Source organism: Acinetobacter sp. 1542444, from assembly GCF_000581835.1.
Classification (GTDB): domain Bacteria; phylum Pseudomonadota; class Gammaproteobacteria; order Pseudomonadales; family Moraxellaceae; genus Acinetobacter; species Acinetobacter pittii.
Genome location: NZ_JEYA01000005.1, coordinates 21,631 through 47,715, shown reverse-complemented (window position 1 = coordinate 47,715; position 26,085 = coordinate 21,631). Strand labels below are relative to the sequence as shown.

The window sequence follows — 26,085 nt, the reverse complement described above, 5'->3', positions numbered from 1 at the left end:
AAGCCTTCCTTTTTTAGTTCTCGTTTTATTTCTCGATAATATGCACAGTTGCCGTACGTCCAGAGACAAAAGCAAGCTGGTTCTTTGGTGTTTCATCCAATACAATTTTCACAGGCACACGCTGCGCTAAACGAACCCAACTGAACGTTGGATTTACATTGGCAAGAAGTTTAGAGCTGCTTGAGCGTTCACGATCTTCGATACCCGATGCAATACCTTGTACATGGCCTTTAATTTTCTGGCTATCACCCATTAACTGTACACTGGCCTGATCGCCGACATGAATACGGTTTAACTTCGTCTCTTCAAAATAACCCACAACATAGAGTTGTTTACGGTCAAGTAATGCCGCAACAGCCTGCCCAACTTGAACATAGTTACCTGGGCGCATATCAAAGTTAGATAAAGTACCATCAGCTGGAGCAATTACCGCAGCACGATGCATATTAAGCTCGGCCAAATGCAAATTGCTCGTTGCCGCCTCAATCAGAGCCTGTTGTTGTTTAACAGTTGCTTCCGCTTGTTGAATAGCAGCTTGGAGTTGCTCATGTTCAGCGTGAGATTGATCACGTGTTGCGAAAACTTGATCTTGTTCTTGTTTAGAGATAGCGCCATCCATAAGGTTTGAATAGCGGCTTGCATTTTTCTCGGCTAGTTTAATATTCGTATCTGATTTAATCAGGTTCGCTTTTGCTTGTGCTAAACCAGCTTGCGCTTGGGCAAAAGCTGCATTTGCTTTTGCTAAATCAGATTTTGCCTGCTCTACATCTAAAGCTCGGCGAGAAACATCAATTTTAAAGAGCACCTGACCTTTTTTTACAGTCTGGTTATCTTGAACCAATACTTCTGTCACAAGCCCCGCAACATCCGAAGATACTTGAATAACGTCACCACGAACTCGACCGTCGCGTGTCCACGGCGCCGCATTATAGTAATTCCATAAATGCACAATGGTATAGACTGCCACCATTAATGCGACAATCAAAATTACTGGACGGATGACTTTTTTCAAATCCACCTGATTCATTTCACTCACCTAACTCAATCTTTAATTTCGCAAACATCTCTACGCACCGACCCCAACAAAAATTTGATGTATTACCAAAAGTAATAAGAGGTAAAAACACAAATTAAAAATACTAGGTAATGCAATCCAGCCTTGTGCAATCAACTTATTTGTTAAAGGACTTAACCCACGGAAACAGATATATGCCAAGAGTGCTTGAACGAGCAAAGAAGGCACATAAATACCATAAACATTAAACTCACCCATTTGCTGTGGCTCCTCTCAAGGTGCTGTTTTCATTCATTTGCTCTGATGAAACATGGCACATGCTATAAGCAATATTGTTCAGTGAAATGAGTAGTCTTTGTCGCATAGTCATATCTTCAACATTTGAAGCAAGCTGTTTTAATTCAAATAACGCTCGGTAGATGCGCTCTACTAAAGCAGTCGTATCATTTTCATCGTTTTCTTTAGCTCTAAACAACTCATCCAGATTTTGTTGCAAATCGCCAATATGCTGAGTGAGTTCAGATGCTTGAGGAAACTGATTGGCTAACTCTTGCAATCGGCTTAAATCAACAATACTACTCGACTCAATCAGAGCCTGATGAATTGAAGTTTTAATCTCGTCTGATTGCACCATTTTGCTGTTTAGAATCCCAATCCGATCTAGCATACTGCGTAGATGAACTTTAAAATCAAGACCATATGGCAGATAGATCGCTTGTCGCATGGCGCGATAATGCAAGGCTAAAATACGGCTTGCACTTGTATCTGGCGACATGGCGCGAACAACATCAATGACAATCAAGGACACTAAAACACCTAAGATCATGGCAAATGAACTATCAAGATAAGACACCGCATCCATGCTATAAGCATTGTGCAGGTTTAGTCCCATCATGGTATTAATACCCAACACCATACCTACCGGCATCAGCATCTGGTTAGCCATCATAGACACTGCGAATAAGAACATCGGTAACAAAACCAGACCAAGTTCCCAAAAAGTTGTGACATGCGGGAAAATACCAAATGCATAAACAAAGACTAAAACTGCTGAAGCTATACTGCCCCAGATAAAAATACGCAGAACTGGAACTGGGTTATCTAAGGCCGTTAAAATACAGGCGGTTACTGCGCCCATCTGTGCCATCATAAATCCAGCTTTCCACCCCGAAACAATCCAGACTCCAGTCACAATAAATGTAATAAGGACTGCACTGATACCGCCTCGTATTGCCACGCCATGGTCACGGTGCAAACTTGGATATTTGGTCGTCATTGGGGTAATGTTGTCAGGAATTTCTTTATTACCTTGCTGAATTCGCTGCCACAAAACTTTAACCGCTAAAACATTGCTAATGAAATGACGCACATCCATTTTCATAGCTGCAACTAAAACTTGTTGGTGTGTAGAAGCCGATTCCATCAAACTTGCAAAATCGCTTTCAAACTCATCAGGCAACTGCAAAATATTTTCATCAATAATCAGATCTTTTTGCTCTAAAAACTGTACAACATGAGCTGAAAGCTGTTGCAGTTTTTCTGCATGAGTCTCGATAAACCGAAGTTCTTTAAGCTGCTTAATACGCTCAGATAAAGCGACTAGATTAGCCACCACCATTGAGATTTGATGAAGCATTTCCTGCAAGGGTTTGGTCATACCATGCAGTTCGCCCTTTTCATAGCTCAAATGTACTGCCAAAGCATGAATATCTGTGGTGTCGCGAGTAATGGCAGCCAAGAGCTGAGTATTGTTCTGCTGCGAATCTGTATTTAATAAATTAGCAAACAGATTTTCTGTATCTTTTAGGGTTTTTATCACCCGCTGTTTAATTGCCGAGCCAATATGCATTGGAAGAATCGTGGCAGAAACCACTGCACTTGAAATCACGCCAATTGAGATTTCTATGACTCGAGCTAAAGCAATATCAAATATATTGTATTGATCAATATAGGTAATCGCATTGAAGACGATCATGGCTGTCGAGTAACCCGCCAGCATAAAAGCGTAACTACGTGGAGTACGATCTAGTAACGACACATAAAGCGCAAAACCCACCCACAACGACAACACCACGGTAAATATCCAAGGTGTATTAATTAGATGTGGCGTTAGAGTTAAGGCAATCACAGCTCCGCCAATTGTCCCTACCACTCGATAGACACATTTAGAGGACACCATTCCTGAATATGGATTGGCAATAATCAGGACCGTACCAATCGACCACATCGGGTTAATCAGATCTAATTCAAACGAAACAAATAGTGCCAACATTCCAGCAATAAATGTTTTTAAGGCAAAGATCAGATCAAGCCTACTCGGGCGGAACGCCAGTATTTGCTTTAATAACATGAACTCATCTCAAATACAGATTTGAACTGATGAGCATGCCCTTCAATATTTGATCGTCTTTCTAAAGACAACACAACTTTGCCATTTGCCTCAAAGCAAATGATATGAGGAGCATCCTTCAATACAATGATTTTTCCACATCTCGCCTGATTGGCAGAGATGATTTCAGTTTGGGCGCCATTTAAACGGCCAAGCTTTGGAAAGAAGAGGTATCAAGAAATCAATCTAGAACCGACCAATTTCTCGATTAGATATTTTGTTTGGCAATTTTTTCAAAATAAAGCGATTTAGTCAACTAAAATATCTCTATTTGATAATTTGATATATTTTTTAATTATCGTATATGATGTATAAGCCGAGAGAAGTTTTCTCTTTGTCAGAGTAAAATACTCAAATCAGGCATTTATTTTAGAATTGAGACAAATCTTCTTTTTTTCTGTTATAAAAACTCAAAGATGACTCGTTGTTAAAGGATACGAACAAGACATTATGGCAATTTCAAGTTTTGGCAAAATTTTAACCGTACTGGACCTATTTTCAGTTTCGCGTCCAATCATTAATGTCGATATTATTTGCGAAGAACTTGGCTTGTCCAAACCAACGAGTTACCGTTACCTCAAAGAGCTAGTATCAGCTGATCTATTAAAACGCATTAATGGAACCTCTGGCGATTATACCTTAGGCTCAAAAATTGCAGTTCTTGACTATATATCTAGAACAACCGACCCACTGGTTCAAATCAGCACGCCATTTATGCGAAATATTGTAGAGCGTACTGAACTGTGCTGTTTGCTTACCTATTTAAATGATGACTATTGCATTGACATACATCATGAAATATTTAAAGACACTGAGCTACTTTCATATGGCCGAGGCTGCCCAAGACCGATTTACGTTGGATCATCTCCAAAAACAATGGTTTCGCATTTAAGTAAACAACGCATGCAAGACTACTACCACCGTTACCAGCAAGAATTAAAACAATCAGGTTTTGCTGAAGATGAACCGAGCTTTATTCAGCGTATGCGTAAAATTAAAAAACAAGGCTTCTATTTCTCACAAGGTGAGATTGACCCAAATGTTTCAGGTCTAGCGGTTCCTGTTCGTTTTTCAAACAAAGAAGTACCTTTAGCTTTGACTTTAGTTGCCTCTAAAAATCGTTTTGATTTTTTAAATGTTGAAAAGCTCATCGAAATTTTGCAAGAAAATGCAGCACTTATTGAACAACGTTTTATGGAATTATCTGAAAAAGGTGAAATCTAAAACCCCACCTTGTGATAATTTAAACTTTTCTTACACTTTAAAACATTGAATATCTCATAATATTCTCATATTATGATTTTAGCTCCTATTGATGATTCTTTTCATCAGCAGCTCATCAGTAGAAGCATCCCCCTCAGAGGAATAAGCTCATGCTGCCATCATGGGCTTTTTTCTTGCCCGCTTTTTAATGAAGGTTATAAAAACTTAAATTGCCGAAAAGTAAGATTAATACGTGGTTGTAAAATCTTTGTTGAGCGATTTAAACGGTGTTGCCAATATTGTTGAGTCTCACCACGCATCACAATGAGTTGGCCTGGCTGTAGCCACAATTCAACTTTCTCTTTACTTTGAATATGTCTAAAAGAAAATTTACGGGTAGCACCAAAGCTTAAAGAGGCGATTGTTGTCGTTCTTGCCAAAGATACATCCGAGTCACTATGCCAAGCCATTCCTTGGGTTCCATCTTCATAAAGATTTGCCAAACAAGAATTAAATTTTTCTGAAAGTATTTGTTCTACCTGCTGTTTTAGTTTGGCAAGTGCTTTGTCCCAAGGTAAAGAATCACGTGCGACACCCGAATATTTATATTGATAGTAGTCATCTCCATACCATGCAACTTTTCGAGCTGTAATAAAGTGCTTGCCATACAACTTAGCCTCGTCATGTTTCCATGCGAGGTGTTGATAAAGATAATGAAAATATTGTTCAGCTTCTTCAGGGCTTAAAATACAACCATAGTCCTGAACTTCACCATCGTAGGGTAATAAATTCTCACAAGGCTCTGGAGAAAATAAATCCAAGGTCATACGGTCTCTCCATATTGCTTTGACATCTCCCAAGCTAACAATGCCAATTTACGCCCCTTTTGCCAATGATATTCTCCGACCATCCCTGTGGCACGGATCACTCGATGGCAAGGAATCAGATATGCAATCGGATTTTGTCCAATTGCAGTAGCAACGGCTCTGACTGCTTTAGGCTTCCCAATTTGCTCTGCAATGTCTTGATAAGTACGCAATTGGCCTTCTGGAATGGTGAGCAATGCTTCCCATACTTGTAGCTGAAATGGGGTTCCAGCCAAATTAAGAGGAAGTTTCTGCTGTAAGTGTTCTGAAAAATCCTGTTCAAACCACGTTGCAATTTGTTGATGCCAAATCGGTGACTGATTTTTCAATTGAGCTTTCGGAAAAGACTGTTGAATGAGATGTTCAATATTGTCGTGAGTTTCGATAAACCGTATAGAACATATTCCTTTTTCACTACTGACCACCAACAACTCACCGAAGGGACTTGTCTCAACCGAATAATTAAGAATAACGCCTTCGCCTTGTTGTTTATATTCCCCAGGCGTCATCCCTTCAAGTTGAATAAACAGATCGTGTAAACGTCCTGTGCCAGATAAACCCGTATTTAAAGCGGTTTCCAATAAACTCCGTTGTTGCAACAAATGATATTTGGCCTGTTGCAAACTCATATATTGCACAAATTTTTTCGGGCTAATCCCTACCCATTCTTGAAACTGGCGTTGAATATAACCTGAACTTAAATTCATATGGCTCGCAACATCGTCCAGACTGGGTTGCTGGTCTAGATGTTCATATAAATATTCAATCACAGTGGCAATTACAGCAAATTGCCGAGAAGAAAGCATTTGCATGTGTCACCTCCTTAGCACTTATATCTTACATTAAAGTAGCCAAAGCCCTATGACGACCCGATTCTTGCACTCTTCAAAAATAAAAAAGCCTTTCATTGTAGAAAGGCTTAATCTTTCAATATGCACTTAAGGCTGCTTTAAATAAGGCCAAGCTGCTTTGAGGTAAATAAACATTGACCATAGAGTTAAAATGACCGCTGTATATAACAAAGCATAGGCAAGCATTTCTAAAGGCTGCCAATTAAGTAAGAACACACTAATGGCAATCATCTGAAAGGCTGTTTTATATTTACCTACAGTCGATACTGCCACACTGGTTCGTGCGCCAAGTTCTGCCATCCATTCACGTAAAGCAGAAACTGTAATTTCACGTGAAATAATAACAATTGCTGCAAAAGCCATTGAGATCGTCGGATTCCACTGCACTAAAACAATCAGTGCAGCCGCCACCATGAGCTTATCTGCAACCGGATCTAAAAAACGGCCAAATGCTGAAGTCTGGTTTAAAGTTCGTGCTAAATAGCCATCAAACCAATCGGTAATAGCAGCAAACACAAAAATAGCCGTCAAGATAATATGACGACTCATACTTCCTTCATGCTCACCAATACCCATTGCAGGCGGCCAATACGCGATCACCAAAAATACAGGAATAAGCGCGATACGCGCTAATGTTAGGATATTTGGGATATTCAGGATTCGCCCTGTGGTCATAAACACCGCCAATTAAGTCTTCATGCATCTTGTAACAGACAAAAATACTTTCTTCAATATTGTATCTATCTGTAACAGCCACTTTATACGAAATATATGAATCGAGGAAGTGGACTGCTTAGGTAAATACCGTAACAGTTTGCCGTAAAATTGCAATTAAATGATCATTTTGGTCCCAAAGATGGGCATATTCTGTGGAATAACCTTCACCTGCATATTCAGTTACCACTTTATATTTAAACCAGTCACACAATTGATGTTGGAACGGATGGACATAGGTAATGTGCCAAGTTAAAGAACTTGCAGGAGCAACTTGCTTAAACATCGGCAATACACCAGGTGGCCAAATATCCATCAAGACAATTAAATCTGGCAAAGTCATTTGACGATTTTCATGCTTATCGGGATTAAACCTTGACCATCCTCCAAAGTCAGCATACTGACTTCCTGTAACAGGATAATGACCTTCCGCCCAGCATACATCAAAATGTTGATAGCATTCTGGCATTTGTCTAGCAAAAGGAATAGGTTGTAACTCTTCAGGTTGCCTATAAACTGGAACGATAGGCTCATGTCGTACTTCAATATTCGACGCACGCGGCACACCAAAGCTTGCGACCAAAATCGTTTGTACCGCACCATCTTGCCATAAACGGGTTTCAAGCGTAGTGACCGATTTCCCTTCTCTTAAAATTTCAATAGTCAATTGAGCAGGTCCCTGCTGTACAGGCCCCACAAAAGTAATACTACAGCTTAATAATCTTTTATTTGGATCTTGAATATTGCAGCAGGCCTTTTGCATGAGTAATCCAGCGACAAGACCGCCAAAAACAGTTCGCCCCTGCAACCATCCTTCAGGTATTTCAATCCATTCCTTTTGTTTTATTTCTTCAAATAATTGCAATAATGACATTCACTTCCCTAAAGCACTCTGACTTTTGATGAGACATCTTTCATCATTTTAAAAGGAATGTGAATGATCATTCTTGTACTTATATCCCAACTATTTGGTCACTCGGCATAGAAACCTATCTTTATTCATGCAGAATTTTATAAATTGTTCTTGCCATCATTTCACCAAAACCGGGCACAAGAGTAAGCTCTTTTTCAGATGCTTTTAAAACGCCTTGGATTCCACCAAAATGAGTTAATAAATCTCGACGGCGCTTTGGCCCCAACCCAGGAATTGCCTCTAAAACTGAGGTACTTCGGCGTTTGTCGCGTTTAGCACGATGCTTGGTAATCGCAAAACGATGGGCTTCATCACGCACCTGCTGAATCAAATGCAATGCCTTATGGTCTTCCGGTAACTGGATTTTTGTGCCGTCGGTAAAATGCAGGGTTTCAAGTCCGGGTTTACGCCCTTCACCTTTAGATACACCCACCATAAAAGCGTCTAACCCAAGCTCTTGCATGACTTCCATTGCCATATGGAGCTGGCCTTTACCACCATCAATCAACAGTAAATCAGGCAATATGGCCTTTTTATAACGTCGTGTTAAGGCTTGACGCATAGCTGCATAGTCATCGCCTGCTGTGATGTCTTGAATGGCAAATTGGCGGTAGTCACGCTTACGAGCGCCCCCTTGATCAAACACGACACATGAAGCAATTGGAGCTTCACCCATGGTATGACTAATATCAAAACACTCAATACGATCGACAGGTCTTCCCACCACTTGCTCTAACTGATGGAAACGTTCATTAAGTTCTAAATGATTACTCAACTGCCCCTTAATGGCATGTTGAACGTTCATTTCGGCTAGCTCCAGCCACTCGGCACGAGTTTCTCGAACATTACTCTTAATATGAACCTTTTTGCCAAACTGCTGTGCCAACGCTTCTTCTAGTTCTTTACAATCAGGCAAAGCAATATTTACGATAAGCTCATTGGGAACTTCATCTGCAACTTGAAAGTAAAAGTTCGCCATAAAGTCACTCAGCATTTGCCCAAGATCATCACCGAGCATGTCTGGGAAATAACTTTTTCCACCCAGCATTCGCCCATTGCGTACATACATAATTTGCACGCATGTCACACCTGCCTGATATGCAATTGCCAGAATATCCGCTTCGCCTTTGACTTTAAATACGGCTTGTTGGGCTTGAACTTCACGCAGTAAAGATAATCGATCACGGTAAAAAACAGCTTTTTCAAATTCAAGCTCAGCCGCTGCTTGTTCCATTTTGGCAATGAGTTCTTGATTAAGCTCTTTGGTATCACCTTGCAAAAAGCGAATACTATTATTAACGTCTTCTTTATAATCTTCGGGTGAAATCAGACCTACACAAGGGGCTGAACAACGCTTGATTTGATATTGCAAACATGGACGCTTGCGCTGTGAAAAATAACTATTTTCACACTGACGTACATTAAAAAGTTTTTGCAAAACTAGTAACGTATCACGTGCACTATAAGCACTTGGATAAGGTCCAAAAAACTTACCAATTTGGTGTTTTCCTTTGCCACGCCCGCTCGCAAGCCGAGGATAAGGCTTATCAGCCGAAACAAAAATATAGACATAAGACTTATCGTCCCGCAGCATAATGTTATAAGGCGGACGATGTTGTTTAATTAAATTTTGTTCTAAGAGTAAAGCTTCAGTTTCTGAACGAGTAACCAAAGTTTCAATATCATAAATTCGTGCAACTAAAGCTTGTGTTTTAGGATGCTCAATCGTTTTAACAAAATAACTCGATACCCGATTTTTTAGATTTTTTGCTTTGCCGACATATAACAATTCACCCTCCTTCCCTAGCATTTTATAAACACCTGGAAGTTGGGTCATGTTGGCTAAAATTTTTTCAATATGAGGACGAGCGTTTTGATTCACTATTGGCATGCATGGCTTAATACTGAATACCTAATGTGATGTTTTCATCCTTACTTTTCAAGTGCTTTACTGTGCCAGAACATAAATTTGGAAAGGGATTTAGATATGACCCGACAGACTGTGTCGTACTTGCTTAAGAATCTAGACGATAGTAACTATATTTAACGTCTTTTTCTTTATACACCGCATAGGTTTTTTGACGAAAATCCGAGAACCAACCATTGCCCGTATAGCCTGCAATATGACCATAGGTGTGACCACTTGTTCGCTCAATAATGTAAATGTCACCTTCTTGTGGACGGTTAAAAGCAGGTTTAATTTTCTTATAACCATTCTTTTCTAACGTTTGCCCCCAATCAGAAGCAGCTACAGGATGCTTTGACACATCTGCTCCAGCCGCTTGTAGAGCAATACGGATATTTTTGGCGCATTTCTCTTTACTATGGTTGGCAGAGATACTTTCGAGCTTACTTGAAAACTTATGCAGGTTAATATTTTGATCTTCAGTTTTATGATTTTTAGTTCTAGATCGTTTAGATTTTTCAGTCGTCGAAGCTGCTTGTCTTAACATCACTTTTGTTTTTAAATCGTCTTGAGAACTGTCTTCTTTTCTCTCTTCGATATGATGAACATGTGCATGAGCTGCGTGATGAGCATGAGCCATTTTAAAACCTACTTCCGCTGACCAGTCTTCGAAAAAACCGCGCCATTGTAGAATCAAAATTACCTATTGGCTTTTAATAGTTGTAACAAATTACCAGCACTGTGAAATAGATCACAAAAGTTATTAGATACTCTATGTCATAAAAAAACGCCCTTTCGGGCGCTTTAATATTTATATAAATATACATTACAAATGAAATTCAATTAATGAGCTTAAGGTTCCCCTTTCCAAGTTTTAATCATAGTATCCGCAGCAATTTCACTAACAAAGTGACAATATTTACCAGTATAAGGTGGGATATATTCATCAGTACCAGATTGATGATGATACTGTCCTGAATATTCGGTATCTTTTATTGTAAATTTCATTGCTAATGAAGCTTCATCACGTGACCACGTAATACCTTGCCACGTCCCCGTTACTGGAGCGGTACGATTTGAATCAATATATAAAGGTGCAGTGCCATCACTAGAAAATTCTATATAGTCTTTATTGCTGTAGACCTTATTAATCATCCAACAGGTTGAGCCTTTAGGAAAATTCACTACATTTTGCTGCAATAATGCATTGTAATAATCTTCAAAAAACACCTGTTGACTAAGAGGTAATGATTCAAAAATCCATTGCCCTAAATATTTAGTTACAGGCTGACCTGAAATATCAATTTTAATTAAATCTTGATTTAAAAATAAATTATCGTCTTTCACTAAATTGGCAGGTTGATAGTTTAAGACTTTATCTGAAAATTGAACTTGTGTACCCAGCAAATACCATGTCCCATCTGTTGTTTTAATGGGTTGTAAGGTCACGCCCCGATCAGTGAAATAATGTCGACTAAGCTCATAACCTAATGGACGCCCATCAGGATAGCTAATATAGATTTTATTATCTAAAATCTTATAATTATTCTTCTCAAGCATTGGAATTCCAGCGACTTGACTCGCAGAAAAACCAACAAGTTGCTCACTTTGTTCCTCTGTCTCATCATCACATGCTGAAAGGCTTAATATACATAAACATGAAAGTAATATTTTTTTCATTTTATTCCTCGATTCAAATTATTAATATAATGTAATCTGAATTATCAATAATTTTCTCTTTTTATCAATCTAAAATTAAATACTCAGATAAAAAGCACTATGTTTTTATTAAGAACTATTTTATAAAATTTTAATCTTAGACTAAAAAAACCATATAATTAAATAACATGACCCACTGCTATTATCTTTTTTCTAAATTATTTTATAGTCTTTTTTATTTTTTCTTTTAGAAAAGAGAACTAAAATTTTCATGCTAAATTGATCTAAAAAACTTCAATATTAAAACTTAATCATTAACATCACAAATCTTTATAAAAGTTTTGTGGTAATTAGACTAGCAGGTTAAATTCCATTGAAATATCCCATGCCCTTACAAGAAATGATATCAAATATTGAACATATTTCTGATGAACACACCATCTATGCTGAACAACCTTGGGATATTACATCCAAAGCAATTGCTCTATCAAACGATGAAAAGATGGAGGTTTTTATCAAGGATACGTGCTACAACTATTTTCTTGAAGTATTTATTATCAAAGAATTAATAGAAGACTTAGATGACTCTTTAAATAATCAAGACCTTGTATTTAAGATCATTCAATACGCAATAAATGATGCATGATGAATATCATTATTTAAAATAAAAACGCCCTTTCGGGCGCTTTAATTAAAATACATATGGTCGAACAAAAATCAGGAAAAAAATCCCAAGCATCAAGAACCATTTTAAGAAGTAATACAACTTACGGTTCTTAGCTTTTAAAGCCTTAGCTTTAATACGAATTTGATAGACATAACCAAAAGCTTTATTTAGGCCACCTGTTTGGTCGCCTGTTTCATTCGGTGAACTTGCCGCAGTCATCACATTACGACCAAACCAATGGTTGAAACGCTCCATCCATTTTACTTTCATTGGACGTTCAACGTCTGCAAAGAAAATAATACGGTTTTGATCAGTCTTATTTTCAGCATAGTGAATATAAGTTTCATCAAACACGACACTTTGACCATCACGCCAAGAATATCTTTCGCCATCGACATCAATAAAACAACGGTCATCATTTGGTGTAATTAGACCTAAGTGATAACGCAAAGAACCTGCATACGGATCACGGTGTCTTACCAAACGGCTGTCAGGTGCAAGCTCGGTAAACATTGCTGCTTTAATTGTCGGCAATGTTTTAAGAAGTGCTGTAGTTTTTGGGCAAAGCTCAGCAGCAGATGGATGACTCGATTCATACCATTTGAGGTAAAAACGCTTCCAACCTGTTTTAAAGAATGAGTTAAAACCTAAATCGTTATAGGTACTTGAAGCTTTGATCCCACCTTGGTCATATAAAGCTTTCGCTTCATCTCGAATCATTTCCCAATTTTCATCCAGCACTTTTAAATCTTTAAAATGCTGTGTATCGATATAAGGTTGATTCGGCACCTTTGAAAAGATGTACATTAAAAAGTTAATCGGTGCGAGCAAGGTTGAATGGTCAAAAAATTGACGATAAAACGAGTGACGCACTTTGCCGCGATGTTGGATATACAATGCTGATATCACAAAAATCGCTAATATGATCCACTTAATCATATAGTTACTCGCATTTAAGCATCTTTAAAGATACTTCGAAGGAATTTGAAATTGAGGGAATAATAACAAAGTCTCGAAGAAAATTCAGACCTAGATCAGCAAGTATTATTTTTTGGCTAAATAGAAATCTCAAAAATAACCATTTTTGAGATTTCTCAAACTCAACTTCCAAAGTTAGTCTTGATATGGTTTCCAATCTAATCCAGTCAGAGAAACAAGTGCTTTTGCAGCGGTTTCATTGTAGGCATAACAACCAGATTTCAATTGAGCAATTGTTAATTGGGCAAAACGGAGCTCTTCAGGATCATCTGTATTTTTTAAATATATTTCCCAATGCTTAATCTCTTGATCAGCAGTCCAAGCAATGTTACTCGTATAATTTGCTTTATAGAGCTTACCTTGATATTGCACCGCTACACCATCACCAATAGCAAAACCTAAAGTAGTATCATAAATCGTTGTCCATAGAACATTTTGCCATGATCCCTTAACTGCTTTATAAGTAAAACCAAATGGATTTGTTTGATTCAAATAATTAAGATAAGGACCATTTTCAGCATCAAACTGATCAAAACTTTGATTAATTTCATAGTTTTGATCAATATTAAATGCAAATGTTTCTTGATTAGATTTTTTTGAAACTAAACGATAACAGCTACTCCCTTGAGGGAATTTATTCTGTCCATAGGTAGTAAGAAATAGACGCCCATTAGTCGTACTTTCATCACTCACTGAAAAGCCTAATGCTCGATATCCTGGCAAGACAGTATCAAACATATTCTTATCAGATAAATCAACTCTTTGAAATTTCCAATCCTCTTTAACATCTCCAATGATGTCTAATCTCCAATCTGTCATTGAATTAAAATTCATGACATTGAGTGCTTTATCAGTAGGGAAATAGAGTTTTTTCTCTGTTAACAAATACTCATTTAAAGCTTGATTAGAGGAGCCATCTATTGATTTTTTATTAAAAATTTCAAAATAAGCATTATTTAGCTCATCTGTTTTTTCATTAGCATTGTAATCCATAAAATAATAACGCGTACCATCCGCAATAGAATCTTGTGATGTACCACTTTGGTTGTTATTTGCAGAATTATTATCACTAGAACCACCGCCTCCACATGCACTCAACATAAAAGGAAGGATAGCCAAAATCATAAATTTATTTTTTAACATAATAGATACTTTATTGAACATTTTTATAACACAAAGTTTATCCAAAGATAAAAAAATAGACAATACTGTCTGTCTAATAATTCACACAAAATATTAATTTTTATTACTAGACCAAAAATAATTTATTAATTGTCTACTACATTTTCTAACTTTATCTTGTCCCTTCTTAACAAGAAGCTTTTACAATTAAAAATATATTTTTCATAAATATAGATTAAAAAAATTATTTAAAAATAATTGATGACCCTTGCGTCACGGCTTGATACAACTTGTCAGGTTTTTTTTAGATATAGTTATCGTAAGATTAGCGAAGCATAAATGTGTACCTAAGATGTGCACACGCTTCATAACATCAACTTAGAAGTCCTCCAAAACTAAGGAGATCAGGCATGATCCACGCTGGCAATGCCATTACCGTCCAAATGCTTTCGGACGGAATTGCAGAATTCCGCTTTGACTTACAAGGTGAGTCGGTCAATAAATTTAACCGTGCAACAATTGAAGATTTCCAAGCTGCTATTGCTGCGGTAAAAGCAAATAATGATATTAAAGGCTTAGTTGTTACCTCAGGCAAATCGACATTTATTGTTGGGGCAGACATTACCGAATTTGGTGAAAACTTCGCACAAGGCGAAAAAGCGATTGTTGACTGGCTTATGCCTGTTCACGAAATCTTCAATAGCTTTGAAGATTTAGAGATTCCAAAAGTTGTTGCTATTAACGGTATGGCGTTAGGTGGCGGTTTTGAAATGTGTTTAGTTTGTGACTATCGTGTGATGTCAGAAGCTGCACAAGTGGGCTTACCGGAAATTAAACTTGGTATTTACCCAGGTTTTGGCGGTAGCGTACGTTTAAGCCGTCTGATCGGTATCGACAACGCGGTTGAATGGATGGCGATGGCTGCTCCTAAAAAACCGGCTGCTGCTCTAAAAGATGGTGCTGTAGATGCGGTTGTAGCTGCTGATAAATTACTTGAAGCTGCAACTGACTTAGTTAAGCAAGCAATTTCTGGTCGTTTAAACTGGAAAGCAAAACGTCAAGAAAAACTTGAAGCTGTAAAATTGAACCCGCTTGAACAAATGATGGCGTTCAATACTGCAAAAGGTGCAGTACTAGCGAAAGCAAATCCTGCTCAATACCCTGCTCCGAAATTATTACTTGATTCATTACAAGCGGGTGCAAGCCTTGCGCGTGACGAAGCATTAAAAGCTGAAGCGGAAGGTTTTGCAAAAGCTGCGATTACGCCACAAGCTGGTGCATTGATTGGTTTATTCCTCAATGATCAAGTTGTTAAGAAAACTGCTAAAAAATATGAAAAAGGTGCGCACCCAGTAAACCAAGCAGCTGTACTTGGCGCTGGTATCATGGGTGGTGGTATTGCTTACCAAGCGGCAAGCAAAGGTACACCAATTATCATGAAAGATATTGGTAATCCACAACTTGCTTTAGGTATGAAAGAAGCAAACAGCTTGTTAACTAAACAAGTTGAACGCAAGAAAATGAAACCTGCGCAAATGGGTGAAACGCTTGCACGTATCCGTCCTACTTTAAGCTACGATGAGTTTAAAGAAGTTGACATCGTGATCGAAGCAGTTACAGAAAATCCAAAAGTAAAAGAAATCGTTCTTGCGGATACTGAGAAGAATGTTCGTGAAAATACGATTATTGCTTCTAATACTTCTACGATTTCAATCACGCGTTTAGCAAAAGCATTACAACGTCCTGAAAACTTCGTTGGTATGCACTTCTTCAACCCAGTTCACATGATGCCGCTTGTAGAAGTTATTCGTGGTGAAAAGACTTCTGAAGAAGCGATTGCAACTACTGTTGTTCTTGCTCAAAAAATGGGTAAAACACCAATCGTTGTAAACGACTGCCCAGGGTTCTTGGTTAATCGTGTATTGTTCCCTTACTTTGGTGCGTTTGACCTTCTTGTAAAAGACGGCGCAGACTTCCAGCAAGTTGACAGTGTAATGTCTAAGTTTGGCTGGCCAATGGGTCCTGCTTACCTTATCGACGTTGTAGGTATCGACACAGGTGTACATGGTGCAGAAGTCATGGCTGAAGGTTTCCCAGACCGTATGAAGCCAGACTACAAAGGTTCAATCCAAGCAATGTACGAAGCTAAACGTCTTGGTCAAAAGAATGACGTTGGTTTCTACAAATACGAACTCGATAAGAAAGGCAAGAAAGCAAAAACTGTTGATCCAACAGCGTATGAAATTATTGCTCCTTTCGTCACTGGTGAAAAACGCGAGTTTGATAACCAAGAAATCATTGACCGCATGATGCTTGCTTTCTGTAACGAAACAGTTCGTTGCTTAGAAGACAACATCGTTGCAACTGCTGCTGAAGCAGACATGGCAATGATTATGGGTGTAGGTTTCCCTCCATTCCGTGGTGGTCCATGTCGTTATATCGACCAGACTGGTGTTGCTGAATACGTTGCACTTTGCGACAAATATGCACACTTAGGTAAGGCTTATGAAGCGCCACAAATGTTGCGCGACATGGCTGCTAACAACAAAAAATTCTACGGTTAAGGAGCAACGTGAATGGCTACTTTAAATCCACGTGACGTTGTCATCGTTGATGGCGTACGTTCTGCAATGGGTAAAACCAAAAACGGTATGTTCCGTAATGTACGTGCTGACAGCTTATCTGCTGAATTGGTTCGTGCACTCGTTGCCCGTAACCAGTTTGATGTAAACGAAGTTGAAGACCTGATCTGGGGCTGTGTAAACCAGACTCTAGAACAAGGTATGAACATTGGCCGTAACATCGGCTTATTGGCTGACTTACCAAAAACTGTTGCTGGTCAAACAGTAAACCGTCTTTGTGGTTCTTCTATGCAAGCGCTTCATACTGCTGCTGCACAGATTGCAACTAACCAAGGTGATATCTTCATTATTGGTGGTGTTGAGCACATGGGCCACGTAGGTATGATGCATGGCATCGACCTAAACCCAGAAGCATCTAAACACTATGCAAAAGCATCTAACATGATGGGCTTAACTGCTGAAATGTTAGGTCGTATGAATGGCATTAGCCGTGAAGAGCAAGACGCTTTTGGTGTTGAATCTCACCGCCGTGCTTGGGCTGCAACTCAAGAAGGTCGTTTCAAAAACGAAATCGTTGGTGTTGAAGGCCACGATGCTAATGGCTTTAAAATCCTTTGCGACATCGACGAAGTAATTCGTCCAGATGCAAACCTTGAAGCGTTCAAAGCATTACGTCCTGTATTTGACCCGAAAGGTGGTACGGTAACGGCTGCTACATCTTCAGCTTTATCTGATGGTGCTTCTGCAATGTTACTTATGTCTGCTGAACGCGCACAAGCGTTAGGTTTAAAACCACGCGCTGTAATTCGCTCTATGGCAGTTGCAGGTTGTGATGCAGCAATCATGGGTTACGGTCCAGTTCCAGCAACTCAAAAAGCGCTTAAACGTGCTGGTTTAACGATGGCTGATATTCAAACTATCGAGTTAAACGAAGCATTTGCTGCTCAAGGCTTATCAGTAATGAAAGGCTTAGGTATTTATGACAAGCAAGACATCATTAACTTAAATGGTGGTGCGATTGCTTTGGGTCACCCACTAGGCTGTTCTGGTGCACGTATCACCACTACGTTGTTGAACGTAATGGAACAACAAGATACTCAAATCGGTCTTGCGACCATGTGTATCGGCCTTGGTCAAGGTATTGCAACAGTGATCGAACGTGTTTAAGTTTTAACTACGTAAAAAAGAACCCCGCTTATTGCGGGGTTTCTTTAAATTTATCAATCTCTATTATTAAATTTTCATATAATCTTTTATATTCGTTTACATTCATTAAATCATTTTTTCTATTCGCGAGATAAGCGCTTAATTTATCCAAGTCCAAAATTTGTATTTCATTATTAACAACCTGATAAGGAGATAAAATTGCTAAATCATCCCAATACTCTTTATACTTAAAAAAAAGTTTATCGAATTTTTTTAATAAACCCAACTTGTCATTATTTTGACTCAGATACTCTCTATATACATCGGTAACTTCAAGGTTATAAGTAGGTTGTTTTCTCAAACTCAACCATAGACTTTCAAATATATTCTCCTCCTCATTAGGATAATATGGAGTTTCCTTTTCCCAAACTAAATCACTGTACTTATCATCAGGTTCAATTGATTTACTATAAAACTTCAAACCAACAGTTTCAGGATAATAATTTTCACTTTTAGTAAATTTCAAGGTATAAATATTATATCTTTGCATAACGCAAAAATTATCTAAAGCATACAACATCAATTCTTCAATATATTGTTTTTTCTCCAAAATAATATAATTATTAAATAGTTTCACTATATTATCTCTTTTAGTTTGATAATCTTCAGAATCACTACTTATTTCCAATATATAAAATCCATCTTTATTTAATATATCTAATATTTCGTATCCATTTACTCTTTGATTCTCCCATTCTTTAGAGAGTTCAAAATCAATATTATAATCAGCTCCATAGGTTAATTTCAGAAGATCTGTTTCAAAGTTTTTAGTTTGAGAAATATGTTTTTCAAATAATTCCTTTAGATAATCTGAATGTTGACATTCAAAATCCAAATTCCAATAATCTCTACTTATATTTAAAACCTCTTTAGCATTAACACCATATATATCAACCATATAGTCAAAATAGCTATAACTGTACAAACCATAACCTCTGTGGTCATTTATTTCTACTTTTTGCCCTTTGAATAGAAATGCATATCGGCCTTCATCATTATTAGTTTTAGATTTTAGATAAAATGCGACTTGTTTTTCCTTATCCCAAATTACATCTGGTATCAATTCCTTTATGAATCCCACAGTATAAATTGGTGCATTTTCTAAAATTTCCTTATATATTTTTTCCTTCTGATATTCTGCCCATTTTTTTTCAAATACTTCAATATCCATTAAATTAAGATCCTTCCCTCCCTCTATTTCCTCTAAATCAAAATTACATCTAATATAAAATCTTGTATTTGTACCCACTTTTTTGGTTTGACCTATATTTCTTGTTATAAAGCAAAAACCTTGCTTACCTCCTAAAGGTGAATACATTTCAACATCCAAACTATCATGTGTAAAATAGCTATATGTATTAAACCTAATACTTTGCATTTCAGCAGGTAAATCTTTTGTAAGTAGAAATGCACTATGTAAACCTATACCAAACTCCCCCGAAGGTCTCATCCATTTTGGCATCTCATTTATAATTTTCTTCTTATGTATATTTTTGCTTGATCCTGCCATAGTTTGCATATAGCCAAGATCAACCATACTCATCCCAATTCCTTGATCTATAATTTGAAATTCCCAGATACTATCCAACGATCCTTCAATATTTTTAACTTTATTAATTTCTAATTGAAGTGGATATTTTTCTAGAATTTTTAGAAAATCCTTATGGTAGGGATATAATTCTTTAAGGATTCCTTGATCCTCTTAAAGCCATATTCTTAACATTGTCGCATCAATAGAGTTTTGAATAAGTTCACGATAAATACTGAATTCATCACTATACAAGTTTGCACCTTGTAATAACTCCATGGCATTTTTTTCATCCAACTTAAACTTCATCGGCTTATTATTTAGGAGTAGTTTTTCCCTTTTAAAACCATTTTCATATTTCAACTCCATTCTTACATCTAATTGTTCGATAGTTGGAAGTGAACCAAATTTTAAATTAGGTACGATCAGATTCCATTGTGACATTTGATTTTGGAATTCTTCACGTATCCAACCAAACCAATTTTGTGTCTCTACATAAGACATTTCATCTGGACATTCAGCAACAAGCTTTACTGTTCGTTTATCCAGTTGAAATTCTCTCAAAGATAGATGCTTATCATGATGATGTTTACTCACTGAAGGCATATTACTGACGTGCTTTGCCATAACAGGGCAAAAACGATTGTCATCTAGATCAAATAAGTCACCTAAACGAAGCAAACAACCTATAAATCGCGGATGACAATTTTCTGTACCTAAACCAGTCTGTTTATAAGGTAATGTTTCTATCAAAGTATCAAAACTCATACCATGAGAGACACAAATCTGTCCTAAATAACGATAAATGCGGTTAGGTAAAAGTTCGGTTCTAGGGGAAGTTATGCCTAAATCTTTAAAAGGATCTTCAACAATTTTGCCAACTCGTTTGTCATGCCCACGTCTAAACCACTCAGCAACTAATTGACGATATTGCTCAATGCCATCAAAAGGATGATCTACAGTACCAATTGCCGACAACCAATTTTGTTCAATATAGGCTTGACAAAATTTTTGAAGATCATGTCCCTTTTCATTGGCAATTGTTTGAATCATAAAATTAAAATCAGGATTAGAATGTACTGCTTTCGCATTTTGAGCATCGATTAACATCCCAACATCATGCCAATATGCCGCTTCAAGAATTAACCAAGTATCAGTTGCACTTAATAAATCAATATCATTTCCTAAAATACGTTCAATATTGACTAAAATCTGCTGTGAATGTGAGGCATTATGATTACTAAAGTGTGGATAAAATCCCCCAATATTTTCTAAAGCTTTTCCTACAAGTTTTTGATCAAACTCCCACTGAGAAAGTAAAATTTTTACATTGTCATCAGCTTCACATTTCTTTTTTAAATGTGCGATTAATTGAGTGCTCATATCTTTATTTTTAAAAGTATAGTTACCCTGATAATACCGCATCTTTTATTTTTCGATCAAAATAACAGATTCTTTTTAAATAAAAATCCCCGCTCAATGCGGGGATTTTTATTTTAACGGCCTTTTAAACCGTCTTGAATTTGCTGTTGTAATTTTATGAGGTCATTAAGGTTTACTTTCATCGTACCCTCACGATAAGCATCGACATTACTGCGATTAATATTCAAAGGTCTTAACATTTCAAAGATACCATTGGTTGGATCAGAAGACTGTATTCCACCCGCTACCGCTAAAATGTATTGTTGTAAGAATGGAGAAAGTTGAGACAAATCAGGTTGTGCCATAACTGGCTGATAATCTACCGTAGTCATGCCTTCAGGGACTAAAGCATTCTGTATATCATTATGAATTTTATACTCACGGTGTTGCAAAGCCTGACGCACTTTTTTATCTTCTTGGAAGGGTACAAATCCCACCTCTTCACGTAGCTCAGATTCAGCCATAACGCGAATTGTTGGTAAAGTAGCCACTTCTTCTGCTTGAACAGTCGGTAAACCCATAAAAGCAAATGCAGCAATGAAGGCTGATTGTTTTAGAAAGTTCATAACTTGCTCCAAAAATCAGTCACCCTATTTCAATTAAAAGATGATGATTAAATTAAAAGTATCTATAAATAGGCTACAACAAAGTCGAATTTGATTCAGTAAGGCTCAGATAAACGGTAAATATAATTAAAATTTTTAATGTAATAGTAAGAGACTTTATTTATTCAAGAATGAAATTTATATAAAACACTCTATAACTTGGACAAAAGAAAAGTGTTCAGATTATAGAGTGCAATTTAACTTATTGGTTTTATTTGCTGTCTAACATCTCTTTTAAAGAATCAACTAATTGCGGAAATTTCGTATAACCTTCTCTCCCCAAAAAATGCCCGCCATTAGGAACAGTAATGTACGGCGCATCAATTTCTTTCGCCAATTCAATCGTCAGTTTTGGGGGAACCAAATCATCATTATCCGATAAATACACCAGCTTTTTCTTTATGTCCTTAAAGTAATTTGTATCGACTTTACTCTTCGTTATATAACTATTAAGAACAGAAGAATCTGAAATTAGACCAGAGAATCCAGATACTAAAATCATCCCTCCAATATTTTGATAATCATGTCTTTGCAAAAAGTGCAGTAACGTAATCACCCCTAAACTGTGCGCAACAAAATAGGTATTCTCATCCACCTTAGGGATCTGTTGGTCTAAAACCTTTTGCCATGCCTCTACGTCCGGATTCTCAGAATCTGGAAATGGAATTAGGGTAACAGAAGTGTGTTCATCTTCTATTTGATGCTTTAAATCTTGAAACCAGTGATCATTTATAGAAGCAGAATAACCGTGAAGCACAAATATTTGACGCATGTTCTTCTCCTGAAGTTCAAGTGTTTTGGCATTTGCAACAAATGACATTAATCCGAATAACACCAATAAAATGAGTTTTCTCATCATGGAACAAGTACCATTTTGAAAGATAAAAACATGCTAAACTATGACACCACTGTTAAGGTCAACCCCATTTTATGAACTTAGCTAAAGTTGCCGAGCTCACAAAAGTAAGCCCTCGTATGCTACGTTATTACGAGAGTTTAGGGCTTATACAACCTCATCGGGCAAGCAATAACTATCGAAGTTACACGCAAAAAGATATTGAAAATATTAAGAAAATTAAAGTATTAAATGATGCAGGCATGCACCTAAAAGATATTCAGGTTTTGTTACCTTGTTTTGATTTAGATGAACGCGTATTTACGTTGTGCTCAGTGGTTCAAGAAAAACTGCAAACTGAACTCATGCATGTGTCTGAGCAGTTAAACAAACTACAAACTTCTCAAAGTTTATTACAATCTTTTTTAACTAAAGGAAAAGCCGAAAGCACCAAATCATAATATTTGATGCTCATACTTCGCTTATTCTTTTAAATCTCCTTCGAGTGCAGCCACATTTTTTTTCTTAATTTTTTCAATTTTTGCATTTAGCTTTAGAACATCTTGATAAAGCCCATTAAACTTTTTGACCTGAGCATTTTCATGAAAAAGAATCATCTGATCTTTCTTTTGCCATTCATAATTTTTTAGAAGCTTAAACATTTGTTCAGCTTTATCTAAAATTTGTAGCTCAATCATAAAAATTGCATGGTCTTGATCTGCTTTTTGCTGAGTTCCCAATTTCATTTCAAGAAGTTGCCTCATCTCTGCATCAACCGATAGTTCTTGAACCTTTGCTAAGAAAGTTTTATGAATCTTTTCATATTCAGTCTGGTACTGATCTGACGCTTTACGGACATCAGCTAGCATCTTTTCGGTTTCTACAAATTTTTGTTTTTTATCAAGATCTAAACGGTCCACATTTAAAAAAGTATCCCATTTGGCTGCTTTAAGTTCTCTTAAGTATGCATTACGGGCATTAATATTTTGAATCCAATAACTTAAAAGGAATTCTGAAATTTGCTTATAGTGTCCTGCCAAACGCTTATCGTGAATATCGAGCTGGACGGGTTTAGACCAGTCTTGTGCTTGGTCATAAAGCTGATTCATTTTTTCAGTCATGACGACATCAAACATTTGACTACTGTCTTTGGCTTGCTGTTGTTTGATATGCTGATAGGTGAAAAAAACAATGCTTGTGATAACAATCAGACTTGCAATCGCAATCAAAACTCGGCGCATACACACCTCCTATTTCCCTTCTTATAGTTTTGCTCTTTATAGTTATAAAATAGAGCTTATTCTTCTTTATATGCCATTTATTTCACAATACGCAACACTGTATTCGCTACTCAAAGCTTTAAATCCTGGTCCATCATCCCTATTATGATGGGTAATTAAAATTTATGAGATTCTCCCATGCGTGTAGATGTCTGGTCTGATGTAGTTTGCCCTTTTTGTTATATCGGCAAAAAACGCCTTGAGCATGTAGCTGCTGAAGCAGGTATTGATCTTGAAATTCACTGGCATAGTTTTGAATTAGATCCTGATGCGCCAGCTAAACATGACACTTCAAATACTGAACGTCTAGCTAAAAAATATGGCCGTACCTATGAAGAGATGGAAGAAATGGAGCGCAATATTGCGGCCATGGCTGCTTCTGAAGGTATTGATTTCCAATGGCAAAAGGCGAACTCAGGCAATAGTTTCAATGCACACCGTATTATTCACCTTGCGCAAAGCAAAGGTTTAGGTAATGAAGCTAAAGAAGCTTTTTTCCATGCTTATATGACCGAAGGTCTCGCAATTGGCGAACGTGAAGTTGTAGAAGAAATTGCATCTCGTATTGGTTTAGACAATGCTGAAGTTGAGTATGTACTTGATACCAACGAACTATCTGACTTTGTCCGCCATGATGAAAAAATTGCACGTGAGCAGCTTAATGTAACTGGCGTGCCATTTTTTGTATTCGACCAAAGAATCGCTCTTGCTGGCGCTCAACCACGTGAAGTCTTTTTACAAGTTTTGGAAAAAGCACAAATCAAAGCAAATACTGAAGAAGTCGAGCAAGATGATGCGGCTGTTTGTACCGATGAAACTTGTGATGTTCCAAAGAAATAAATGAACACAATTAAAATGTGATCAAATCGTATGTTTTATCATCATTTTAGCAATAGAGCGTTCTAAAAAAAGAACTATCTAATTGCTAAAAATCAGTTTATTATTGCCGCTTAGAATATTCGCGCTGTAATGTTCTGTTTTTTATGTGTTTAATGATCGGAATTTGAAGTTTCCTTGATCTATCATCCCCCTTCACTGGGGGATTTTTTTTGGCTAAAAATAATCGCTAATAGCTTAAACTTTTTCATTTATTTCAAATATGTAAAAAAAGTTAAATTTACTTAACTTTTGTGTCTCCCTCTTGATTTTATTAGAAAAATCAACAAAAGTGGAAACAACAACAAAACATAAAGATAGATATGAAAACATTTCATGTAATGCCGTACCGGCAGCTTTTTGCACTTTTAACGATTGGATTTGGTTCAGTATGTATCGCTCATGCAGAGACCGCCTCTTCTTCTGCACACCAACAAGTAGGAAGTACATCATCTGGAGTACAAACCGAAGTCACCACAGACGAGAACCTCTTAGATCAAATTCCGCGTTGGGTAGACGCAACCCCAACCATTTTTCCAGAGCAGTCTAATGAGCCTATTGTTCCGCCTACCGAACAAACCGAAGATCAAACCTGGGTTGATCGTAAGCAAAAGAAAATTCGTAATTGGGCCGATCGTACTTCTGAAAAAATTGATAATTGGTTTGGTGAAGTTGATCCACAAAAACCAGCTACTGCAACCATTCGGGTAATGGTCGACAACTATTGGAATGAATACGACAACTTTGAAATTAAGCCCAGAATTCGCGGTAAGATTAAGCTCCCTACGCTAGAAAAACGTTTAAGCGTGGTATTTGGTGATGACTCTTTAGATAATGAATTTAATAACAGCCCAGCCAATATTAACCAAAACCCAAATCAAGACTCTAATAAGAAGTTAGATGGTAAGCAAACTCGAGATGACAACAGCTCAATTGCTTTACGTTGGTCAAATTTCTCGAAAAAATTGCCTTTTGAAACCGATGCCGACTTAGGTATTCGTTCTGGAGACGATATTTATGTTCGTTTAAAAGCATCGAGAGATTGGCAACTTCGTAATGATTTTAAGTTTTATGCTGAACAAATTTATCGTTACGGCATAGACAGCGAAAACTACTTACGTACTAATCTTGAGCTTACACATGCTAGACCAAATCAACCGATTTTATCCAATCAGTTCAGCCTGACCTATGCAGATGATCAAGACGATGATTTAGCTTGGGAAAACCGAACATTCCGCGAACACAGTTTCTTTGCAAACAACCGTTTTAACTATGGTATTTATACTAGCGGTTATTACAACGACAATGACTTACGTTTAAACAGTTGGGGACCCTTTGTTTCATGGCGCCAACCCGTTTTACGTGAATGGTTCTTTGTACAAGGCGATGTAAATTACTTTAATGACCACCGCGAAGACCGTAATCATTTTGTCAGCACCTTCTTGCGTTTAGAAGCACTTTTCTAAAC

23 protein-coding genes and 1 pseudogene are annotated in these 26,085 nt (G+C 37.3%); 7 read left to right on the top strand and 17 right to left on the bottom strand.

Annotated features, from left to right (window positions below; genetic code table 11):
- Nucleotides 1-25 precede the first annotated feature (25 nt).
- The 4 genes from J580_RS17550 to J580_RS23275 are packed head-to-tail and all read right to left on the bottom strand — an operon-like array spanning nucleotide 26 to nucleotide 3,487.
- Entirely contained in the window at nucleotides 26-1,027 is a 1,002-nt protein-coding gene (locus J580_RS17550) for an HlyD family secretion protein (protein ID WP_002114928.1), read from the bottom strand.
- A 39-nt stretch (nucleotides 1,028-1,066) separates the two neighbouring features.
- Nucleotides 1,067-1,273 carry a DUF1656 domain-containing protein gene (locus tag J580_RS17545; RefSeq protein WP_002115096.1) on the bottom strand — a complete coding sequence of 69 codons (207 nt, stop codon included), beginning with the start codon at nucleotides 1,271-1,273 and terminating at the stop codon, nucleotides 1,067-1,069.
- The gene (locus J580_RS17540; RefSeq protein WP_032005092.1) at nucleotides 1,266-3,365 is read right to left on the bottom strand and encodes an FUSC family protein; all 2,100 of its coding nucleotides are present in this window, start codon (nucleotides 3,363-3,365) and stop codon (nucleotides 1,266-1,268) included. Before J580_RS17540 ends, J580_RS17545 begins: the two co-directional genes overlap by 8 nt.
- Nucleotides 3,356-3,487, bottom strand: a complete 132-nt coding sequence (locus J580_RS23275) for a hypothetical protein (RefSeq protein ID WP_014208220.1) — start codon at nucleotides 3,485-3,487, stop codon at nucleotides 3,356-3,358. Before J580_RS23275 ends, J580_RS17540 begins: the two co-directional genes overlap by 10 nt.
- Before the next feature lie 367 nt (nucleotides 3,488-3,854).
- Between J580_RS23275 and J580_RS17535 the strand changes: the two genes are divergently transcribed.
- Entirely contained in the window at nucleotides 3,855-4,628 is a 774-nt protein-coding gene (locus tag J580_RS17535; RefSeq protein WP_002114686.1) for an IclR family transcriptional regulator, read from the top strand.
- Nucleotides 4,629-4,822: 194 nt separating this feature from the next.
- Here J580_RS17535 and J580_RS17530 read toward each other — a convergent pair whose 3' ends face one another.
- From J580_RS17530 to J580_RS17500, 7 genes are all read right to left on the bottom strand, one after another.
- Nucleotides 4,823-5,434 carry an alpha-ketoglutarate-dependent dioxygenase AlkB family protein gene (locus J580_RS17530; RefSeq protein ID WP_017402599.1) on the bottom strand — a complete coding sequence of 204 codons (612 nt, stop codon included), beginning with the start codon at nucleotides 5,432-5,434 and terminating at the stop codon, nucleotides 4,823-4,825.
- Nucleotides 5,431-6,285 carry a methylated-DNA--[protein]-cysteine S-methyltransferase gene (locus J580_RS17525; RefSeq protein ID WP_032005091.1) on the bottom strand — a complete coding sequence of 285 codons (855 nt, stop codon included), beginning with the start codon at nucleotides 6,283-6,285 and terminating at the stop codon, nucleotides 5,431-5,433. Before J580_RS17525 ends, J580_RS17530 begins: the two co-directional genes overlap by 4 nt.
- Before the next feature lie 126 nt (nucleotides 6,286-6,411).
- On the bottom strand, nucleotides 6,412-6,999 hold the full coding sequence (gene pgsA / locus J580_RS17520) for a CDP-diacylglycerol--glycerol-3-phosphate 3-phosphatidyltransferase (RefSeq protein ID WP_002114808.1): 588 nt from the start codon (nucleotides 6,997-6,999) through the stop codon (nucleotides 6,412-6,414).
- Nucleotides 7,000-7,117: 118 nt separating this feature from the next.
- On the bottom strand, nucleotides 7,118-7,912 hold the full coding sequence (locus J580_RS17515; RefSeq protein ID WP_002115041.1) for a thioesterase family protein: 795 nt from the start codon (nucleotides 7,910-7,912) through the stop codon (nucleotides 7,118-7,120).
- A 121-nt stretch (nucleotides 7,913-8,033) separates the two neighbouring features.
- A complete protein-coding gene (uvrC, locus tag J580_RS17510; protein ID WP_032005090.1) occupies nucleotides 8,034-9,833 on the bottom strand; it encodes an excinuclease ABC subunit UvrC in 1,800 nt (599 codons plus the stop codon).
- A gap of 133 nt (nucleotides 9,834-9,966) precedes the next feature.
- Nucleotides 9,967-10,497 (bottom strand): peptidoglycan hydrolase, encoded by a 531-nt coding sequence (locus J580_RS17505; RefSeq protein ID WP_032005089.1) that lies wholly within the window; start codon nucleotides 10,495-10,497, stop codon nucleotides 9,967-9,969.
- Nucleotides 10,498-10,709: 212 nt separating this feature from the next.
- Nucleotides 10,710-11,537: a hypothetical protein gene (locus tag J580_RS17500; RefSeq protein ID WP_032005088.1), complete on the bottom strand. Its 828-nt coding sequence runs from the start codon at nucleotides 11,535-11,537 to the stop codon at nucleotides 10,710-10,712.
- Between the two features lie 364 nt (nucleotides 11,538-11,901).
- On the opposite strand from J580_RS17500, the gene J580_RS17495 reads away from it, so the two are divergent.
- Nucleotides 11,902-12,162 carry a hypothetical protein gene (locus J580_RS17495; RefSeq protein ID WP_032005087.1) on the top strand — a complete coding sequence of 87 codons (261 nt, stop codon included), beginning with the start codon at nucleotides 11,902-11,904 and terminating at the stop codon, nucleotides 12,160-12,162.
- A 45-nt stretch (nucleotides 12,163-12,207) separates the two neighbouring features.
- On the opposite strand, the gene lpxO is transcribed toward J580_RS17495, so the two are convergent.
- Together lpxO and J580_RS17485 are read right to left on the bottom strand one after the other, a co-directional pair.
- Complete coding sequence (lpxO, locus tag J580_RS17490; RefSeq protein WP_000598899.1) at nucleotides 12,208-13,122, bottom strand: lipid A hydroxylase LpxO; 915 nt, start codon at nucleotides 13,120-13,122, stop codon at nucleotides 12,208-12,210.
- 174 nt (nucleotides 13,123-13,296) lie between these two features.
- On the bottom strand, nucleotides 13,297-14,304 hold the full coding sequence (locus J580_RS17485; RefSeq protein ID WP_171071985.1) for a hypothetical protein: 1,008 nt from the start codon (nucleotides 14,302-14,304) through the stop codon (nucleotides 13,297-13,299).
- 389 nt (nucleotides 14,305-14,693) lie between these two features.
- On the opposite strand from J580_RS17485, the gene fadB reads away from it, so the two are divergent.
- Nucleotides 14,694-16,847, top strand: a complete 2,154-nt coding sequence (gene fadB / locus J580_RS17480; RefSeq protein WP_032005085.1) for a fatty acid oxidation complex subunit alpha FadB — start codon at nucleotides 14,694-14,696, stop codon at nucleotides 16,845-16,847.
- Between the two features lie 12 nt (nucleotides 16,848-16,859).
- Nucleotides 16,860-18,032 carry an acetyl-CoA C-acyltransferase FadA gene (gene fadA, locus J580_RS17475; protein ID WP_005065826.1) on the top strand — a complete coding sequence of 391 codons (1,173 nt, stop codon included), beginning with the start codon at nucleotides 16,860-16,862 and terminating at the stop codon, nucleotides 18,030-18,032.
- 28 nt (nucleotides 18,033-18,060) lie between these two features.
- On the opposite strand, the pseudogene J580_RS0104400 reads toward fadA, so the two are convergent.
- The 3 genes and pseudogenes from J580_RS0104400 to J580_RS17465 form a co-directional block, all read right to left on the bottom strand.
- Nucleotides 18,061-20,982 (bottom strand): annotated as a pseudogene (locus J580_RS0104400) (histidine kinase).
- A 113-nt stretch (nucleotides 20,983-21,095) separates the two neighbouring features.
- A complete protein-coding gene (locus J580_RS17470; RefSeq protein ID WP_032005084.1) occupies nucleotides 21,096-21,587 on the bottom strand; it encodes a hypothetical protein in 492 nt (163 codons plus the stop codon).
- A 250-nt stretch (nucleotides 21,588-21,837) separates the two neighbouring features.
- On the bottom strand, nucleotides 21,838-22,485 hold the full coding sequence (locus J580_RS17465) for an RBBP9/YdeN family alpha/beta hydrolase (protein WP_068791280.1): 648 nt from the start codon (nucleotides 22,483-22,485) through the stop codon (nucleotides 21,838-21,840).
- Between the two features lie 71 nt (nucleotides 22,486-22,556).
- On the opposite strand from J580_RS17465, the gene J580_RS17460 reads away from it, so the two are divergent.
- Entirely contained in the window at nucleotides 22,557-22,922 is a 366-nt protein-coding gene (locus J580_RS17460) for a MerR family transcriptional regulator (protein ID WP_032005082.1), read from the top strand.
- Between the two features lie 21 nt (nucleotides 22,923-22,943).
- Here the strand turns inward: J580_RS17460 and J580_RS17455 are convergent, their stop codons facing one another.
- Entirely contained in the window at nucleotides 22,944-23,702 is a 759-nt protein-coding gene (locus tag J580_RS17455; RefSeq protein WP_032005081.1) for a hypothetical protein, read from the bottom strand.
- Nucleotides 23,703-23,879: 177 nt separating this feature from the next.
- Between J580_RS17455 and J580_RS17450 the strand changes: the two genes are divergently transcribed.
- Nucleotides 23,880-24,581, top strand: a complete 702-nt coding sequence (locus J580_RS17450) for a DsbA family oxidoreductase (protein ID WP_005079385.1) — start codon at nucleotides 23,880-23,882, stop codon at nucleotides 24,579-24,581.
- 359 nt (nucleotides 24,582-24,940) lie between these two features.
- Nucleotides 24,941-26,083: a hypothetical protein gene (locus tag J580_RS17445; RefSeq protein WP_032005080.1), complete on the top strand. Its 1,143-nt coding sequence runs from the start codon at nucleotides 24,941-24,943 to the stop codon at nucleotides 26,081-26,083.
- Nucleotides 26,084-26,085: the final 2 nt, after the last annotated feature.

Bases quoted from the DNA above. Each gene is read 5' to 3' on its own strand.
- pgsA (WP_002114808.1), bottom strand. From the start codon at position 6,999: ATGACCACAGGGCGAATCCTGAATATCCCAAATATCCTAACATTAGCG.
- J580_RS17530 (WP_017402599.1), bottom strand. From the start codon at position 5,434: ATGACCTTGGATTTATTTTCTCCAGAGCCTTGTGAGAATTTATTACCC.
- lpxO (WP_000598899.1), bottom strand. From the start codon at position 13,122: ATGATTAAGTGGATCATATTAGCGATTTTTGTGATATCAGCATTGTAT.
- J580_RS17550 (WP_002114928.1), bottom strand. From the start codon at position 1,027: ATGAATCAGGTGGATTTGAAAAAAGTCATCCGTCCAGTAATTTTGATT.
- J580_RS17445 (WP_032005080.1), top strand. From the start codon at position 24,941: ATGAAAACATTTCATGTAATGCCGTACCGGCAGCTTTTTGCACTTTTA.
- J580_RS17465 (WP_068791280.1), bottom strand. From the start codon at position 22,485: ATGATGAGAAAACTCATTTTATTGGTGTTATTCGGATTAATGTCATTT.
- J580_RS17460 (WP_032005082.1), top strand. From the start codon at position 22,557: ATGAACTTAGCTAAAGTTGCCGAGCTCACAAAAGTAAGCCCTCGTATG.
- J580_RS17470 (WP_032005084.1), bottom strand. From the start codon at position 21,587: ATGAACTTTCTAAAACAATCAGCCTTCATTGCTGCATTTGCTTTTATG.
- J580_RS17505 (WP_032005089.1), bottom strand. From the start codon at position 10,497: ATGGCTCATGCTCATCACGCAGCTCATGCACATGTTCATCATATCGAA.
- fadA (WP_005065826.1), top strand. From the start codon at position 16,860: ATGGCTACTTTAAATCCACGTGACGTTGTCATCGTTGATGGCGTACGT.
- J580_RS17525 (WP_032005091.1), bottom strand. From the start codon at position 6,285: ATGCAAATGCTTTCTTCTCGGCAATTTGCTGTAATTGCCACTGTGATT.
- J580_RS17540 (WP_032005092.1), bottom strand. From the start codon at position 3,365: ATGTTATTAAAGCAAATACTGGCGTTCCGCCCGAGTAGGCTTGATCTG.
- J580_RS17485 (WP_171071985.1), bottom strand. From the start codon at position 14,304: ATGTTAAAAAATAAATTTATGATTTTGGCTATCCTTCCTTTTATGTTG.
- J580_RS17545 (WP_002115096.1), bottom strand. From the start codon at position 1,273: ATGGGTGAGTTTAATGTTTATGGTATTTATGTGCCTTCTTTGCTCGTT.
- J580_RS17535 (WP_002114686.1), top strand. From the start codon at position 3,855: ATGGCAATTTCAAGTTTTGGCAAAATTTTAACCGTACTGGACCTATTT.
- J580_RS17450 (WP_005079385.1), top strand. From the start codon at position 23,880: ATGCGTGTAGATGTCTGGTCTGATGTAGTTTGCCCTTTTTGTTATATC.
- J580_RS17455 (WP_032005081.1), bottom strand. From the start codon at position 23,702: ATGCGCCGAGTTTTGATTGCGATTGCAAGTCTGATTGTTATCACAAGC.
- J580_RS17500 (WP_032005088.1), bottom strand. From the start codon at position 11,537: ATGAAAAAAATATTACTTTCATGTTTATGTATATTAAGCCTTTCAGCA.
- J580_RS17515 (WP_002115041.1), bottom strand. From the start codon at position 7,912: ATGTCATTATTGCAATTATTTGAAGAAATAAAACAAAAGGAATGGATT.
- fadB (WP_032005085.1), top strand. From the start codon at position 14,694: ATGATCCACGCTGGCAATGCCATTACCGTCCAAATGCTTTCGGACGGA.
- J580_RS17495 (WP_032005087.1), top strand. From the start codon at position 11,902: ATGCCCTTACAAGAAATGATATCAAATATTGAACATATTTCTGATGAA.